Genomic DNA, 13,416 nt, shown 5'->3' with positions numbered 1-13,416 from the left:
TCGTCCGGCACTCCCCCAGCCTTCGGCCGGGGGGACCCCCAGGGCACGCACCGGACACCGCGGGCACCGCACGGGACTTTCACAACACCCCCTAGGCTTCCGAGCCATGACCGCCAACCCGGACGCCCCGACCCACGAGCAGCTCCTCGACCGGTGGCTGGACGACATGCAGGTGCTCGCCGCACGGCTCGAGCAGGTGCATCTTCCGGACGGCTTCCCGTTCGACTACACGCCCGCCTCGCTGGCCGCGCTCGAACAAGGGCTTCTCGAGGAGCCCGACGACGACTTCCGCCGGGCCGCGATCCCCTATGTGGGGGAGGTCCTCATGGATGTCTGCGGCGGCCGGTGGGACATCGACCCCGACGCGAGGGGCGAGGACGGGGACCCGCTCGTCCGCCCCGACCCCGCCCTCGGCCTGCCCCCGCTGTCCGTCGCGACCCTGATCGACGTCGCTCTGGCCGAGGGCTCGGGCGAGGTGTTCACCCGCGAGCACGGCCAACTCGCCGACGCCGTGTCCGAGGTGCGGCTCACCGACCCGGGCTGGGAGCCGTTCAAGGAACGCTCACCGCTGGACCCCATCGGCCCCCAGCCCGTGGACGAGTGGCTCCGGCTGTGGCTCGCCGACCGGCAGGACCGGCATCCGTACTGGGCGCGACAGCTCTCCGGGGCCGACATCCAGAGGTGGGACTTCTCCCCGGGCAGTCTGGAGGCGCTGGAACGCCGGGTACGCGACCGCTACCGCACCCTCGCCGACTTCGACGCCGACCGCGAAGGCCCCTTCCTCCAGGGCGCCGTCTGGTACCTGGGCCAGGTCATCTGCCTGCACCACGACAGCACTTGGGTCCACTGGGCGATCGAGGCGGACGCCCCGCGCGGCAGTCACCACCACCAGGACAACCCCTGGTCCGGCATTCCCTTCACCCACCAGCCCCACAAACGCAAGGCCCGCCCCTGCAACCCGCGCGACACCCTGCGCGGTCTCGTCCGCTACGGCGCCGACTACCACCTGAGCGACATCGTCGCCGACATCTGACGGGCGTGACGCACCTCCGGGGGCGGGCACACCGTGCGCTCCAAGGACGACGACAGGGGGTGCCGACAAGCCCCCTGCCGTCATCCGGCGCCCTACGCCGAGGCAGGCCCCGCCGAGCGGTCCGGCCGGGCGAGTTCCCAGAGTTCGGCCCGGCCGCCCGTCGTGGCGGGGTCACCGTCCAGCCGTAGCCCGGCGAGTTCGGTAACCCGCAGGTCCGACCAGGTTCCCGCGGTGCCGCCGCGGTAGACCTCGACGATGCCCGCGTCCCAGAACAGCCGCAGCGGCCCGTCGAGTCCGGTGAATGCCGCCAGGTCCACGGTCATCCCCGCGCCGTCCGGGGAACGCAGGTCGACACCGCGCACGCCGTCCGCGGCGACGGCGTCGAGCACCAGCTCACCGGCGGTCCTCGGTGTGTCGAGGCGGGTCACACCGGTCACCGGCAGCGGCGTCGCAGCTCGTCGCAGGCCCGTCAGTTCGGCGGCAGGTTCGCAGTGCAGGCGCCCCTGCCGCACCGAGAGCTCGCGCGGCAGGCTCATGAACCCCACGGCCGGTCCGCCGAGCCCCGCGGGGTCCTCGTGGGTGCGGATCCAGCCGAACTGGATGCGCCGGCCGTCCGCCGCCCAGTACGACTGCGGGGCGTAGAACCGGTCGCCCACATCCACGACGCCGATCTCCCGCACCTCGAAACCGGCGCCCGAGGCGGAACCGGGGCCCGAGACGGCGCCGGCGTCCAAGGCGGTGCCGGTCATCCACCACACCGCGGGCCCTTCCTCGCCGTCCTCGTGGATCACCGAGACCAGCAGCGCCCCCGTGCCCTCCACGGCGAAGTAGTCGGGGCACTCCCACACCGCGCCCGGCACCTTCGATCCGGCCCGGTCCACGAGGACGCCGTCGTAGTCCCATACCCGCAGGTCGGCCGAGGACAGGGCGAACACCGAGCCGCCGTGCTCGCGGCGGGCGCCCGCGACGAGCTGCCGCCACCGCCCGCCCTCCCGCCACACGCTGTGGTCGCGGAACTCGGTGATGTCCTCGGCGGGCGGAGCGGCGACCAGAGGGTTGGCGGGATCCTTGACGAAGCCCGACAGCGCGTCGTCGGCGGCGCGCGCGAGACAGGGGAGCTGGGCGTCGCCCAGGACGCCGGTGTACACGATCGAGACACCGTCGTCGTGTGCGACGGCGCATCCCGAGAAGCAGGCGGTCGCGTCGTACGGCGCGTCGGCCGCCGGACCGGGGAAGAGCGCCACCTCGTGCTCGGTCCAGGTGAGCAGGTCCGGGGAGCTGGCGTGGCCCCAGTGCTGGTTCGTGAACGCGGTGCCGGCCGGGTTGTACTGGTAGAAGAGGTGGTGCCGCCCCTGCCGGTGGACCAGCCCGTTGGGGTCGTTCATCCAGCCCTTCGCGGGGGCGTAGTGCAGCCATGCGGGCATGCCGAGGATTCCTCTCATTGCGGGTGAAATGTGACGAAGCCCACGGTGGTCTTCCCCTGTGGAGGCCGGTGTCCCGGGGCGGGGTCGTCTCGTACTCTTGCGGCGTGTCAACCCATGAAGATCACCGGCCGAACGCGGGCAGAGCGCGCCGCACCGATGTCGCACGCCTGGCCGGCGTCTCGCCGGCGACCGTCTCCTTCGTGCTCAACAAGACGGCCGGGCAGACGATCAGTGACGAGACCCGGCGGCGGGTCCTGCGGGCGGTCGACGAACTCGGCTACCGTCCCAACCGGGCCGCGCAGGGGCTGCGCCAGGGGCGCAGCGCCACCATCGGCTTCGTCAGTCACGACTCGGACTTCGGCGTGTTCGCGGCCGCCGCGATCAAGGGGGCGCACGAGGCGTCGATACGCCACGGCAACCTGCTGCTCCTGGTCAACACCGGCGGCTCGAACAGCCAGGCCGCACAGCTGGTCGGCGAACTGCTCGACCGGCAGACCGACGCCCTGATCTTCGCGGCGGCCGGCACCCGGTCGGTGGTGGTGCCGGAAAGCGCCGAGAAGGTCCCGACGATCCTCGTGAACTGCTACGTCACGGGTGACGCGCTCCCCTCGGTCCTCCCCGACGAGGCGCGCGGCGGCCGGGAGGCCACCCAGGCGCTGCTCGACCTCGGCCACCGGGACATCGCCTACCTCACCGGTACGGTCAGCAGCTGGGCCACCAAGGCCCGACTGCGCGGCTTCCGCGAGGCGCTGAGCGGAGCCGGGCTCGATCCGCGGGACCACACCGTGCTGCCCGGCAACTACCACGCCGACTCCGGTTACGAACTGGCGCGCACGCTGCTGCGCCGCGGCCCCCTGCCGACGGCGATCATGTGCGGCAACGACCGGATGGCCTTCGGTGCGCTGCTTGCCCTGCTGGAGGCGGGGGTGCGGGTGCCCGAGGACGTGTCGGTGATGGGCTACGACGACCAGTTCCAGCTCGCGGCGGAGATCCACCCGGCGCTGAGCACCGTGCGGCTGCCCTACGCCGCGATGGGCCGCATGGCCGCCGAACGGCTGGCCGACGGCGGGCCCGCCGTGCGACCCGGGCGGACCCTGGTGCACTGTCCGGTCGTGATGCGCGACTCCACCGCAGCCCCGGCCCGGCCCGCCCGGGGCTGAGCCGGGCCGGTCCGGCCGCACGGGTTCATCCATGGATAACTCCCTCGTAACAGGTTCTTGACGTGGCAAAGAGGGGAGGGCTAGCTTTCGGCCCACTAACCCGAATTAGTAACCCGCCGCGGTGGACCGGCGCAAGAGCGCACCCCCGGCAGGCGAGATCACCTCAGGTGCGAGACGCCGACCCGCCGCGTCGCCGTGCTCGCCGACCAAGGAGGAACACATGACCGCAAGAAAGCTGGTTCTCGGTGTGAGCGCCGTCAGCGCCCTCACGCTGCTCGCCACCGGCTGCTCGTCCGGCTCCGGCAGCAGCGCGGGCGGCTCGAACACCGTCACGATCTGGACGAGCATGGACCAGCCGGTCATCGACGGCCTCAAGGCGAAGCTCGCCCCCCGGGCCAAGGCCCAGGGCGTCACCGTCCAGTGGCGCAAGGTCGACAACATCAACCAGCTGCTGGTGCAGAAGGTGCAGGCGGGCGACGCGCCGAACATCGCGCTCCTGCCGCAGCCCGGCATCATCAAGGACCTCGCAGGCAAGGGCAAGGTCACCCCGCTGGACGACGTCCTCGACCTGCCGGCGCTGGAGAAGAGCATGACCGCGGGCACGCTGGACGTCGCCAAGTCCGACGGCAAGACCTACGGCCTGATGGTCAGCATGAACGTCAAGGGCCTGGTCTTCTACCCCAAGAAGGCGTTCGAGAAGGCCGGCTACACGGCGCCCACGACCCTCGACGAGCTCAACACGCTCACCGCGAAGATAAAGTCCGACGGGAACACGCCCTGGTGCCTGGGCATCGAGTCCAGCACGGCGACCGGCTGGCCCGCCACGGACTGGTTCGAGAACCTGATCCTCAAGTACGGCGGCATCGACAAGTACAACGAGTGGATCTCGCACAAGATCAAGTTCGACTCGGACCTGGTCCGCCAGGCCGCCGCCCAGTTCGAGAAGATCGCCTTCACCGACGGCAACGTGCTCGGCGGCCGCAAGTCGATCGCCAGCAACGCCTTCGGCACCGCCGGCAACGCCATGTTCAACAGCAAGCCCGGCTGTTACATGTACCAGCAGGGCAGCTTCATCACCGGCTTCTTCCCCAAGGCCGTCCAGAAGAACCTGGACTCCGAGGTCGGCGTCTTCGGTCTGCCCCCGGCTACGGCGGGCGGCGAGAACCCCGTCGAGGGCGGTGGCGACACCGCGTCCATCTACAAGGACAGCCCGGCCGCCCGCAAGGTCATGAAGCTCCTCGCGGCCACCGACCTCGGCACCACCGCGGCGGGCAACGGCTCCTCCTTCATCTCCCCGCACAAGGACTTCCCGCTCAGCGCCTACCCGCTGAAGACCACCCAGACCATCGCCAAGGTCGCCTACGACTCCACCGGCTTCGCCTTCGACGGCTCCGACGCCATGCCCACCGCGGTCGGCACCGGCACCTTCTGGAAGGACATGACGGCCTGGATCTCGGGCGAGGAGTCGCTGGACGACGCCCTGAAGAACATCGACGCCAGCTGGCCCGCGAGCTGACCACGACCCGGCGCGGCCGCCGGGGGCGAGCGGGCCCCGTGCCCCCGCCCGCCCCCGGCGGCCGCCGGACGGACTCCCCACCCACCAGCGTTCGAGGAAGGTGACCGCTGTGGTCAGCCAACTGCTCTCGACGGTGCTCACGGTACTGGCGGGCATCGCCGCCGCCCTGGCCGTCTACTGGGCCCTCAACAAACTCGCAGAAGCCCTGCCGGGCCGCTGGGAGAGCCGCATCAAGCCCTACCTCTACATCGCGCCGGCCGTCGCGGCGATCGGGGTCTACCTCGTCTACCCCACCGTCGTCACCGTCGTCGACAGCTTCAAGAACGGCGACGGCTCGAGCTTCGTCGGCCTGGACAACTTCAGCACCCTCCTCGCCACACCGGCCTTCCGGCAGACCCTGCTCAACTCGCTGCTGTGGATCGCCCTCGTCCCCGCCGCCTGCATCGTGGTGGGCCTGCTCATCGCCACGCTCACCGACCGCCTCTCGGGCAGGGCGGAGAAGGCGGCCAAGACCATCATCTTCATGCCGATGGCCATCAGCGCCGTCGGCTCGGCCACGGTGTGGCGCTTCATGTACGCCACCCAGCCCGCCGGCACGCCGCAGACCGGCCTGCTCAACGGCGTCGTCACCGCCTTCGGCCACGACCCCGTCCCCTGGCTGCAGCAGAGCACCCTGCACGCCAACAGCATGCTGCTCATGGTCATGCTGCTGTGGGGACAGGCCGGTTTCTCCATGGTGCTGCTGTCGGCGGCCATCAAGGGCGTCCCCGCGGACACCCTCGAGGCGGCCCGCCTGGACGGCGCCGGCGAGATGCGGATCTTCTGGCGGATCATCATCCCGCAGATCCGGGGAGCGCTCATCACGGTCTTCGTCACCGTCCTCATCACCGTGATGAAGATCTTCGACGTGATCTACGTGATGACCAACGGCTCCTTCAACACCAACGTCGTGGGCCTCGAGTTCTTCAACCAGCTCTACACGAACTACAACTACGGCAACGCGTCGGCGATCGTCGTCATGCTGCTCGTCGCCATCGTGCCGATCATGATCTACCAGATTCGCCACTTCAGGGCGGAGGAGTCGGCATGACCACCCAGATCAACCAGCTCACCCGGAAGATCGCCCCGGCGGCGGTACGGAAAGGCCGCCCGGGCCGGGGCCGCGGCCAGGCGGCCCCCGGAAGGGACGGCGGCAGCGGTCCGGCGCGCGGCGGGCTCCCGGTACGGCTGAGCGTGCTGTTCGTCTGCGCCCTGTGGATCGTGCCCACCCTCGGGGTGGTCGTCACGTCCTTCCGCAGCGTCGACGACGCCAACTCCAGCGGCTGGTGGACGCTGTTCGCCCACCCCGGCGGACTGGCCGACCTGACCACCGGCAACTACTCCAAGGCCATCGAGCAGGCGGACCTCGGCTCGGCCTTCCTCAACAGTGTGGCGATCACGCTCCCGGCGGTCTTCCTGCCGATCCTCATCGCCGCCTTCGCCGCCTACGCCTTCACCTTCATGACCTTCAAGGGCCGCGACACCCTCTTCCTCGTCGTCGTGAGCCTGCTCGTCGTACCGAACTACGTCGCGTTCGTCCCGATCATCAAGCTGTACGCCTCCGCGCACCTGAACGGCACCTTCCCGGCGGCCTGGCTCGCGCACATCGGGTTCGGCATGTCGATGGCCGTCTACCTCCTGCGCAGCTACATGGCGACCCTGCCCAAGGACGTCATCGAGTCCGCCAAGATCGACGGGGCCAGCCACTTCCAGACCTTCTACCGGCTGATCCTGCCCATGTCGACCCCGGCACTGGCCTCCTTCGCGATCTTCCAGTTCCTCTGGGTCTGGAACGACCTCCTGGTCGCGCTCGTCTTCGTGGGCCCCGGCGACAAGCAGCCGATCACCGTCGCGACGAACAACCTGCTGGGCCAGCAGGGCACCGGCTGGGAACTCGTCACGGCCGGCGGCCTGTTCTCCATGCTCGTCCCCATCGTCGTCTTCCTGACCCTGCAGCGGTACTTCGTCCGCGGCCTCACCAGCGGAGCCGTCAAGGGCTGACCCGAGCCGTGACGCCCCACCCACCCCCACACGCACCCCGAACAGTCAGGAACCCGGCACACGTGAGCACAGCCCCCGACGCCTGGTGGCGTTCCGCCGTGATCTACCAGGTCTACATACGCAGCTTCGCCGACGGCGACGGCGACGGCACCGGCGACCTCACCGGCCTCCGCTCCCGCCTGCCCCACCTGGCCTCCCTCGGTGTCGACGCGCTCTGGATCAACCCCTGGTACCCGTCCCCGCTGGCCGACGGCGGCTACGACGTGGCGGACTACCGTGACATCCACCCCGCGTTCGGCACCCTCGACGAGGCCCGGAAGATGATCGCCGAAGCGCACGGGCTGGGCCTGCGGGTGATCCTGGACATCGTCCCCAACCACTGCTCCGACCAGCATGTCTGGTTCCGGCAGGCACTCGCCGCCGGCCCCGGCTCCGCCGAGCGGGAGCGCTTCGTCTTCCGCGAGGGCAAGGGCGAGGACGGCTCCCTTCCGCCCAACGACTGGCACGCCGCGTTCGGCGGCCCCGCCTGGACCCGCACCGCCGACGGCCAGTGGTACCTGCACCTGTTCGCCCCCGAACAGCCCGACCTCAACTGGGACCACGCGGAGGTGCGGGCCGAGTTCGAGTCGATCCTGCGCTTCTGGTTCGACCTCGGTGTCGACGGCTTCCGGATCGACGTCGCCCACGGCATGGCCAAGGACCCGGCCCTCCCGGACCTCGGACTGCCGGAGTTCTCCGTCCTGACCGCGGAGGGCCAGGACGACCACCCGCACTGGGACCGCGAAGGCGTCCACGACATCTTCCGCGGCTGGCGCGCCATCGCCGACGAGTATCCCGACCCCCGGATCTTCGTCGCCGAGGCCCACGTCCGGCCCGGCCGCCTCGCCGCCTACCTCCGCCCCGACGAACTCCACACCGCCTTCAACTTCGACTTCCTGAAAAGCCCCCTGGAGGCAGCCGCCCTGCGCGAGGTCATCGACCGCACCCTCGCCGACCACGCCGGCGTCGGCGCCCCCGCCACCTGGGTCCTGTCCAACCACGACGAGACCCGTCACGTCACCCGCTACGGCCGCCCCCACACCGGGGTGACCACCCCGCTCGGCAACGATGTCCAGCCCTCCGACCTGGCCCTGGGCACCCGCCGCGCCCGCGCGGCCGCCCTGCTCATGCTGGCCCTGCCCGGCGGCGCCTACATCTACCAGGGCGAGGAACTCGGCCTCCCCGAGGTCGAGGACCTGCCCGAGGAAGTCCTCCAGGACCCGGCCTGGGAGCGCTCCGGGCACACCGTCCGCGGCCGCGACGGCTGCCGGGTCCCCCTGCCCTGGAGCGGCGACACCCCGCCCTTCGGCTTCGGCCCGGCCGGCTCCACTCCCTGGCTTCCCCAGCCCGAGGACTGGAAGACGCGCACCGCCGAGGCCCAGGAGGCCGACCCCGCCTCCATGCTGCGGCTCTACCGCGACGCCCTGCGCCTGCGCCGCCGCGACCCGGCCCTGCGCGGCGAGGAACTCAGCTGGCTCGACAGTCCCGAGGGCACCCTCCTCTTCGCACGCGGCACCGGTCTGCTGTGCGCCGTCAACCTTTCCGCCCGGCCGATCGCCCTCCCCGACGCCTGCCGTCCCGTGCTCGCCTCGGGACCGCTCGGCGAGGACGGGCAGCTGCCCCCGGACACCGCGGTCTGGCTGCACCGCGACTGACGGGCCACGAGGGGGCGCGGCGGCCGGCGGCCCGCGCCCCGGCCGCCCGGACGCCGCTCCGGCACCGGCGCCGAGCCGCTGTCCTGAAAGGTGTCTTGCGCGACGTGGGACGGCTGGTGCCCGACCGACGACAAGAGCATCGGCTTCGTCGTCCCCGAGGAGGGCAGCGACCTCTGGACCGACACGATGGTCATCCTCAAGTCGTCCAGGAACAAGGAGGCGGCGCACGCCTTCATCAACCACGTCCTCGACGCCGACGTGCACTCCTGAGTCGCCTCCAACATCTTCTACAAGGTCCCCAACGACGCCGCCATGGACCGGCTCTACCCGGCCCTGCTCAAGAGTCGTCCGGCACTCGCCATCACCCCCGAGGAACTCCTCGAGGGCGAGTCCGTCGTCGACCTCGGCAGCGCCTCGACGGCCTACACCCGGATCGTCACGGAAGTCACCGCGGGCTGATGGTCCGCCGGGGGAGGACGGCCTGGGGACCGCGCGCGCGAGACCGTCTGGTCCTGATCGGCCCCGGACTGTCATGTCTGGTCGTCCTGCTCCTGATCCCCCTGGCCCTGCTGATCGGCTACACCGCCTTCCGGCGGGGCCGCTTCGGCGGGATCGCCTACGAGAGCGGAGTCACCGGCGAGAACTTCGCGCGGCTCGCCGACCCCGTCTACGCCGGCGTCCTCACCGACTCGCTGAGAATCGCGGCCGTCACCACCCTGCTCGCACTCCTCCTCGGCTACCCGACGGCGCACGCGATCGCCCGGCTGCCCCGGAGGTGGCGCACGGTCGCCCTCGTCCTGGCCGTCCTGCCGTTCTGGACCAGCTTCCTCATCCGTACCTACGCCTGGATCGTGCTGCTGAACAGCCAGGGCGTGGTCAACACGGCCCTCATCCGCATCGGCGTGATCGACCGGCCGCTGGGGTTCCTCTACACGGAGCCGGCCGTCGTCACAGGACTGTTCCACACGTATCTGCCCCTGATCGTGCTGCCGCTGTACGCGGCGATCGAGCGGGTCGACCCGCGTCTGCTCGAGGCCTCCGCCGACCTGGGCGCGGGCTCGGCCCGCACCTTCCTGAGGGTGACGCTTCCGCTCACCCTGCCCGGTGTGCTGACCGGCTGCGTGTTCGTCTTCGTGCCCAGCCTCGGGAACTTCGTCGTCCCCGAGCTGCTCGGCGGCGGACGCACGGTCATGGTCGGCAATCTGATCGGGGACCAGTTCCTGACGGCACGGGACTGGCCGTTCGGCTCCGTACTCGCCCTCGCCCTCCTGGCGCTGCTGGTCCTGCTGTTCTCGGCGCAGGCATGGGCGGCGCGCCGGCCGGGCGGTCGCTGATGCGCCGCCTCGGGCTCCTCCCGCTGTGGGTGACGTACCTGTTCCTCTACACGCCCGTCGTGGTGCTCGTGGTGATGTCCTTCAACCGCTCGGACAGCCCCTACCGCTGGTCCGGCTTCAGCACCGACTGGTACGGCACCCTGGCCCGCGACGACGAGGTCCTGCGGGGCCTGGCCAACACGCTGCTCGTGGCCGCCGGCGCGACCGGTCTGTCCACCGTGCTCGGCACGCTCCTGGCGGTCGGGCTCTCCCGCCACGCGAGGCGGTCACGCCTGCTGCACACCCTCTCGGTGATGCCCGCCGTCCTGCCGGACATCGTGCTCGCCATCGGCCTGCTGGCCTTCTACGCGCTCGTGTCGGCGACCCTGGGCCTGTACTCGGTGCTGCTCGCCCACACCGTCTTCGGCCTGGCCTCCGTCACGGCCGTCGTCCGCACCCGGATCGCCCACGTCGACCCCTCGCTGGAGGAGGCCTCGAGCGACCTCGGTGCGGGAGCGGTCACCACCTTCCTGCGGGTGACGCTTCCGGCCCTCGCGCCGGGGATCGTGGCGGGCGCGCTGCTGGCGTTCACCCTCTCCCTCGACGAGTTCGTCATCGCCTTCTTCACCGCCGGACCCAAGGACCCCACCCTGCCCATCGTCGTCTACTCGATGATCAGGTTCGGTGTGACCCCGGAGATCAACGCGCTCGCCACCCTGCTGCTGGCGGTCAGCTTCACCGTGGTCATCGCGGCCCAGCGGATCAGCCGGCTCACGGAGGCGCCGTGATCCGTGTCCAGGACGTCACCCGGCGGTTCGGAGAGGTCACCGCCCTGGACGGGGTGAGCCTGCCGCGACCTGCTGGGCGTGCCCGCGCACCGACGCCCGGTCAACCTGATGTTCCAGTCGTACGCGCTGTTCCCGCACCTGAGCGTGGCGAGGAACGTCTCCTACGGGCTCGAACGCGAACGCCTGCCCCGGAGCGAGGTCCGCGAACGGGGTCGCCGCGCGCCTGGGTCGTGGAACAGGGCGCTCGGCCGCTGCCCGACCTGGAGTTCATCCACGAGGGCGATCTGAACCTCTACGTCTACCCGGAGATCGCCGACCACACCGGGGCCCGCCCGCTGGGCCCCGCCTGGCACCGGCTCGACTCCTCGGTCAGGGAGACCGACGAGGGGTTCACCCTTCCCGCGCGGCTGGCCGAACCCCCGGCCGGTCCGGACGACAGCGCACTGCTCTACTTCAGCCTCGGATCGCTCGGTTCCGCCGACGTGGGCCTGATGCGCAGGGTCATCGCCTCCCTGGCCCGCACCCCGCACCGCTGCATCGTCTCCAAGGGCCCGCTGCACGACGAGATCGACCTCCCGCCCACGATGTGGGGCGCGGAGTTCCTCCCACAGACGCGGATCCTCCCCTGGTCGACCTGGTGATCACCCACGGCGGCAACAACACCACCACCGAGTGCTTCCACTTCGGCAAGCCCATGATCGTGCTCCCGCTGTTCTGGGACCAGTACGACAACGCCCAGCGGGTCGCCGAACTGGGCTACGGCGCCCGGCTGGACCCGTACCGCTTCACCGACGACCAACTGCACGGCGCCCTGACGGAGTTGCTCGGGAACACCCCCCTGAAGCGCAGGCTCGCACAGGCCTCCCGGACCATCCGGGCCCGCGACGGACTGCGCACCGCCGCGGACCTCGTCGAACAGCGGGCTGCCAGGCCCTGACCGCGACCGGGGACCCTCCGTCCCCGCCCGCGGCCTCCTCCCCGGTCTGATCACCGAGGAGACGAAGCGCGGTCTGCCCCTGGGCCGCATCGCCGCCCTGACCTCCTGGAACCCGGCCCGGCGGTCCGGGCTGCGCGCCAGGGGCACCCTCGCCCCCGGCTTCGACGCCGACATCGTGCGCGCCCCACGGTCGGTGCCGTCGGAAGGGGCTGAGGGGAGGGGTTGCACGGGTGGACGGTGACATTCATCACGCGGCATTCCCCTGTCAACGCTGCCGGGTAGTACGAGGCGCGCGGGCGAAATAAGGGGATGTGCCTCCTGGAAGCAGACATAAGGGGCGTGGTGTCCGGCAGGCCGGGCCGGACCCGCTTCCCTCGCGCCACCCGCCCCGCGTGTCCGCTCTCCTGAAGATGCGTCAGCTGCGGTCGTGTTGCGTCGAACCGGGTCTGCACACCTGCGCGGCGGATTCAAGGGCACCGGACGGCTACGAGGCCAGGTAGTTGCGGCCCTCGTTGCCCCTTGCTCGCCGAGGCTCTGACAATGACGGCCCCCAGAAGGCGTCACCGCAGGTCAAGCACCATCTCCAGGCAAGGCCCAGCCCACCGGAGGCGCCCCTTCGAGACCATCGAGCGAGGTCCGCATGAGGAAGCACGCCAGGAAGACGCGCCGTCGGCCCATAGCCATCGCCGCCATCGCACTGGGCGCGCTGGCCATACCGTCCGCCGCCATGGCCTGTATCAACGATCAGAGCGCCGAGGCGGCCACGCCCCACGGTCACGGGAAGTACTGGAAGAACTGGAAGAACGCGTCCCTGGACGACCGCCGGGAGAACACCTGGGCGCCCTCGCACTCGCCGGTGTCGACCTCCCCGACGGCCACCACCTCGGCCTCGCCGACCCCCACCGCCTCCCCGAAGGTCACCGCGTCGACCTCCCCGACGGCCACCGCGTCGACCTCCCCGAAGGCCACCGCGTCCCCGAGCGCCCCCAGCGGGACGGCAACCCCCGCGTCCGCCGCCGTGGCCCGCGTCCTGGCCCTGGTCAACAGCGAGCGCAGCAAGGCCGGCTGCTCCGCGGTGACGCTGAACGCGAAGCTCGCGAAGGCCGCGCAGGACCACAGCGTGGACATGGCGGCTCACAAGAACATGTCGCACACCGGCTCCGACGGTTCCGACCCGGGTGAACGGATCACCCGCGCCGGCTACGACTGGCAGACCTACGGCGAGAACGTCGCGTACGGCTACTCCACTCCCGAGCAGGTCATGGCGGGCTGGATGTCCAGCCCCGGCCACAAGCGCAACATCCTCACCTGCGCTTTCAAGGAGATCGGCATAGGCCTGGCGCAGCCCGGCAACTACTGGACCCAGGACTTCGCCACAGCGCGCTGACCGGTGATGCCCGTCGGGGTGGGGGGGGCCCCGGGGGCCCCCGGTGCGGCCCCCCCACCGCGCTGAGATCGGCCAACACCAACATCTCCTATGAGATGACCCACGTAGACAGGGCAAAACCAAC

14 protein-coding genes are annotated in these 13,416 nt (G+C 70.8%); 13 read left to right on the top strand and 1 reads right to left on the bottom strand.

The features are described 5' to 3' along the window. Positions 1–106: 106 nt before the first annotated feature. Complete coding sequence (locus tag ACIRF9_RS52115; RefSeq protein ID WP_403837620.1) at positions 107–1,033, top strand: hypothetical protein; 927 nt, start codon at positions 107–109, stop codon at positions 1,031–1,033. A gap of 92 nt (positions 1,034–1,125) precedes the next feature. On the opposite strand, the gene ACIRF9_RS52110 is transcribed toward ACIRF9_RS52115, so the two are convergent. Continuing rightward, a complete protein-coding gene (locus ACIRF9_RS52110; protein WP_403837618.1) occupies positions 1,126–2,457 on the bottom strand; it encodes a glycoside hydrolase family 32 protein in 1,332 nt (443 codons plus the stop codon). Positions 2,458–2,561: 104 nt separating this feature from the next. Here ACIRF9_RS52110 and ACIRF9_RS52105 point away from each other — a divergent pair, with 104 nt between their 5' ends. From ACIRF9_RS52105 to ACIRF9_RS52050, 12 genes are all read left to right on the top strand, one after another. Further along, positions 2,562–3,617 carry a LacI family DNA-binding transcriptional regulator gene (locus ACIRF9_RS52105; RefSeq protein ID WP_403837616.1) on the top strand — a complete coding sequence of 352 codons (1,056 nt, stop codon included), beginning with the start codon at positions 2,562–2,564 and terminating at the stop codon, positions 3,615–3,617. Between the two features lie 220 nt (positions 3,618–3,837). Beyond that, the gene (locus tag ACIRF9_RS52100; RefSeq protein WP_403837615.1) at positions 3,838–5,133 is read left to right on the top strand and encodes an ABC transporter substrate-binding protein; all 1,296 of its coding nucleotides are present in this window, start codon (positions 3,838–3,840) and stop codon (positions 5,131–5,133) included. A 109-nt stretch (positions 5,134–5,242) separates the two neighbouring features. Next, the gene (locus ACIRF9_RS52095; RefSeq protein WP_403837613.1) at positions 5,243–6,223 is read left to right on the top strand and encodes a carbohydrate ABC transporter permease; all 981 of its coding nucleotides are present in this window, start codon (positions 5,243–5,245) and stop codon (positions 6,221–6,223) included. Then, positions 6,220–7,173, top strand: coding sequence for a carbohydrate ABC transporter permease (locus ACIRF9_RS52090; protein ID WP_403837611.1), 954 nt, complete (start codon positions 6,220–6,222; stop codon positions 7,171–7,173). The genes ACIRF9_RS52095 and ACIRF9_RS52090 overlap by 4 nt, the downstream gene beginning before the upstream one ends. Before the next feature lie 62 nt (positions 7,174–7,235). Further along, on the top strand, positions 7,236–8,867 hold the full coding sequence (locus ACIRF9_RS52085; protein ID WP_403837609.1) for a glycoside hydrolase family 13 protein: 1,632 nt from the start codon (positions 7,236–7,238) through the stop codon (positions 8,865–8,867). A gap of 90 nt (positions 8,868–8,957) precedes the next feature. After that, a complete protein-coding gene (locus tag ACIRF9_RS52080) occupies positions 8,958–9,137 on the top strand; it encodes an ABC transporter substrate-binding protein (RefSeq protein ID WP_403837607.1) in 180 nt (59 codons plus the stop codon). Positions 9,138–9,179: 42 nt separating this feature from the next. Next, a complete protein-coding gene (locus ACIRF9_RS52075) occupies positions 9,180–9,326 on the top strand; it encodes a hypothetical protein (RefSeq protein WP_403837605.1) in 147 nt (48 codons plus the stop codon). Beyond that, entirely contained in the window at positions 9,326–10,201 is an 876-nt protein-coding gene (locus tag ACIRF9_RS52070; protein ID WP_403837603.1) for an ABC transporter permease, read from the top strand. Before ACIRF9_RS52075 ends, ACIRF9_RS52070 begins: the two co-directional genes overlap by 1 nt. Continuing rightward, positions 10,171–10,968, top strand: a complete 798-nt coding sequence (locus ACIRF9_RS52065) for an ABC transporter permease (protein ID WP_403837601.1) — start codon at positions 10,171–10,173, stop codon at positions 10,966–10,968. Before ACIRF9_RS52070 ends, ACIRF9_RS52065 begins: the two co-directional genes overlap by 31 nt. Positions 10,969–11,198: 230 nt before the next feature. Further along, positions 11,199–11,609, top strand: coding sequence for a hypothetical protein (locus ACIRF9_RS52060; protein WP_403837599.1), 411 nt, complete (start codon positions 11,199–11,201; stop codon positions 11,607–11,609). Beyond that, positions 11,606–11,905: a nucleotide disphospho-sugar-binding domain-containing protein gene (locus ACIRF9_RS52055; protein WP_403837597.1), complete on the top strand. Its 300-nt coding sequence runs from the start codon at positions 11,606–11,608 to the stop codon at positions 11,903–11,905. Before ACIRF9_RS52060 ends, ACIRF9_RS52055 begins: the two co-directional genes overlap by 4 nt. Before the next feature lie 640 nt (positions 11,906–12,545). Next, the gene (locus ACIRF9_RS52050) at positions 12,546–13,292 is read left to right on the top strand and encodes a CAP domain-containing protein (protein ID WP_403837595.1); all 747 of its coding nucleotides are present in this window, start codon (positions 12,546–12,548) and stop codon (positions 13,290–13,292) included. The last annotated feature ends 124 nt before the right edge of the window (positions 13,293–13,416 follow it).

The organism is Streptomyces sp. NPDC096132, assembly GCF_044763345.1.
Classification (GTDB): domain Bacteria; phylum Actinomycetota; class Actinomycetes; order Streptomycetales; family Streptomycetaceae; genus Streptomyces.
Note: the sequence above shows the minus strand (reverse complement) of the source record. Positions and strands in the feature narration are given on the sequence as shown.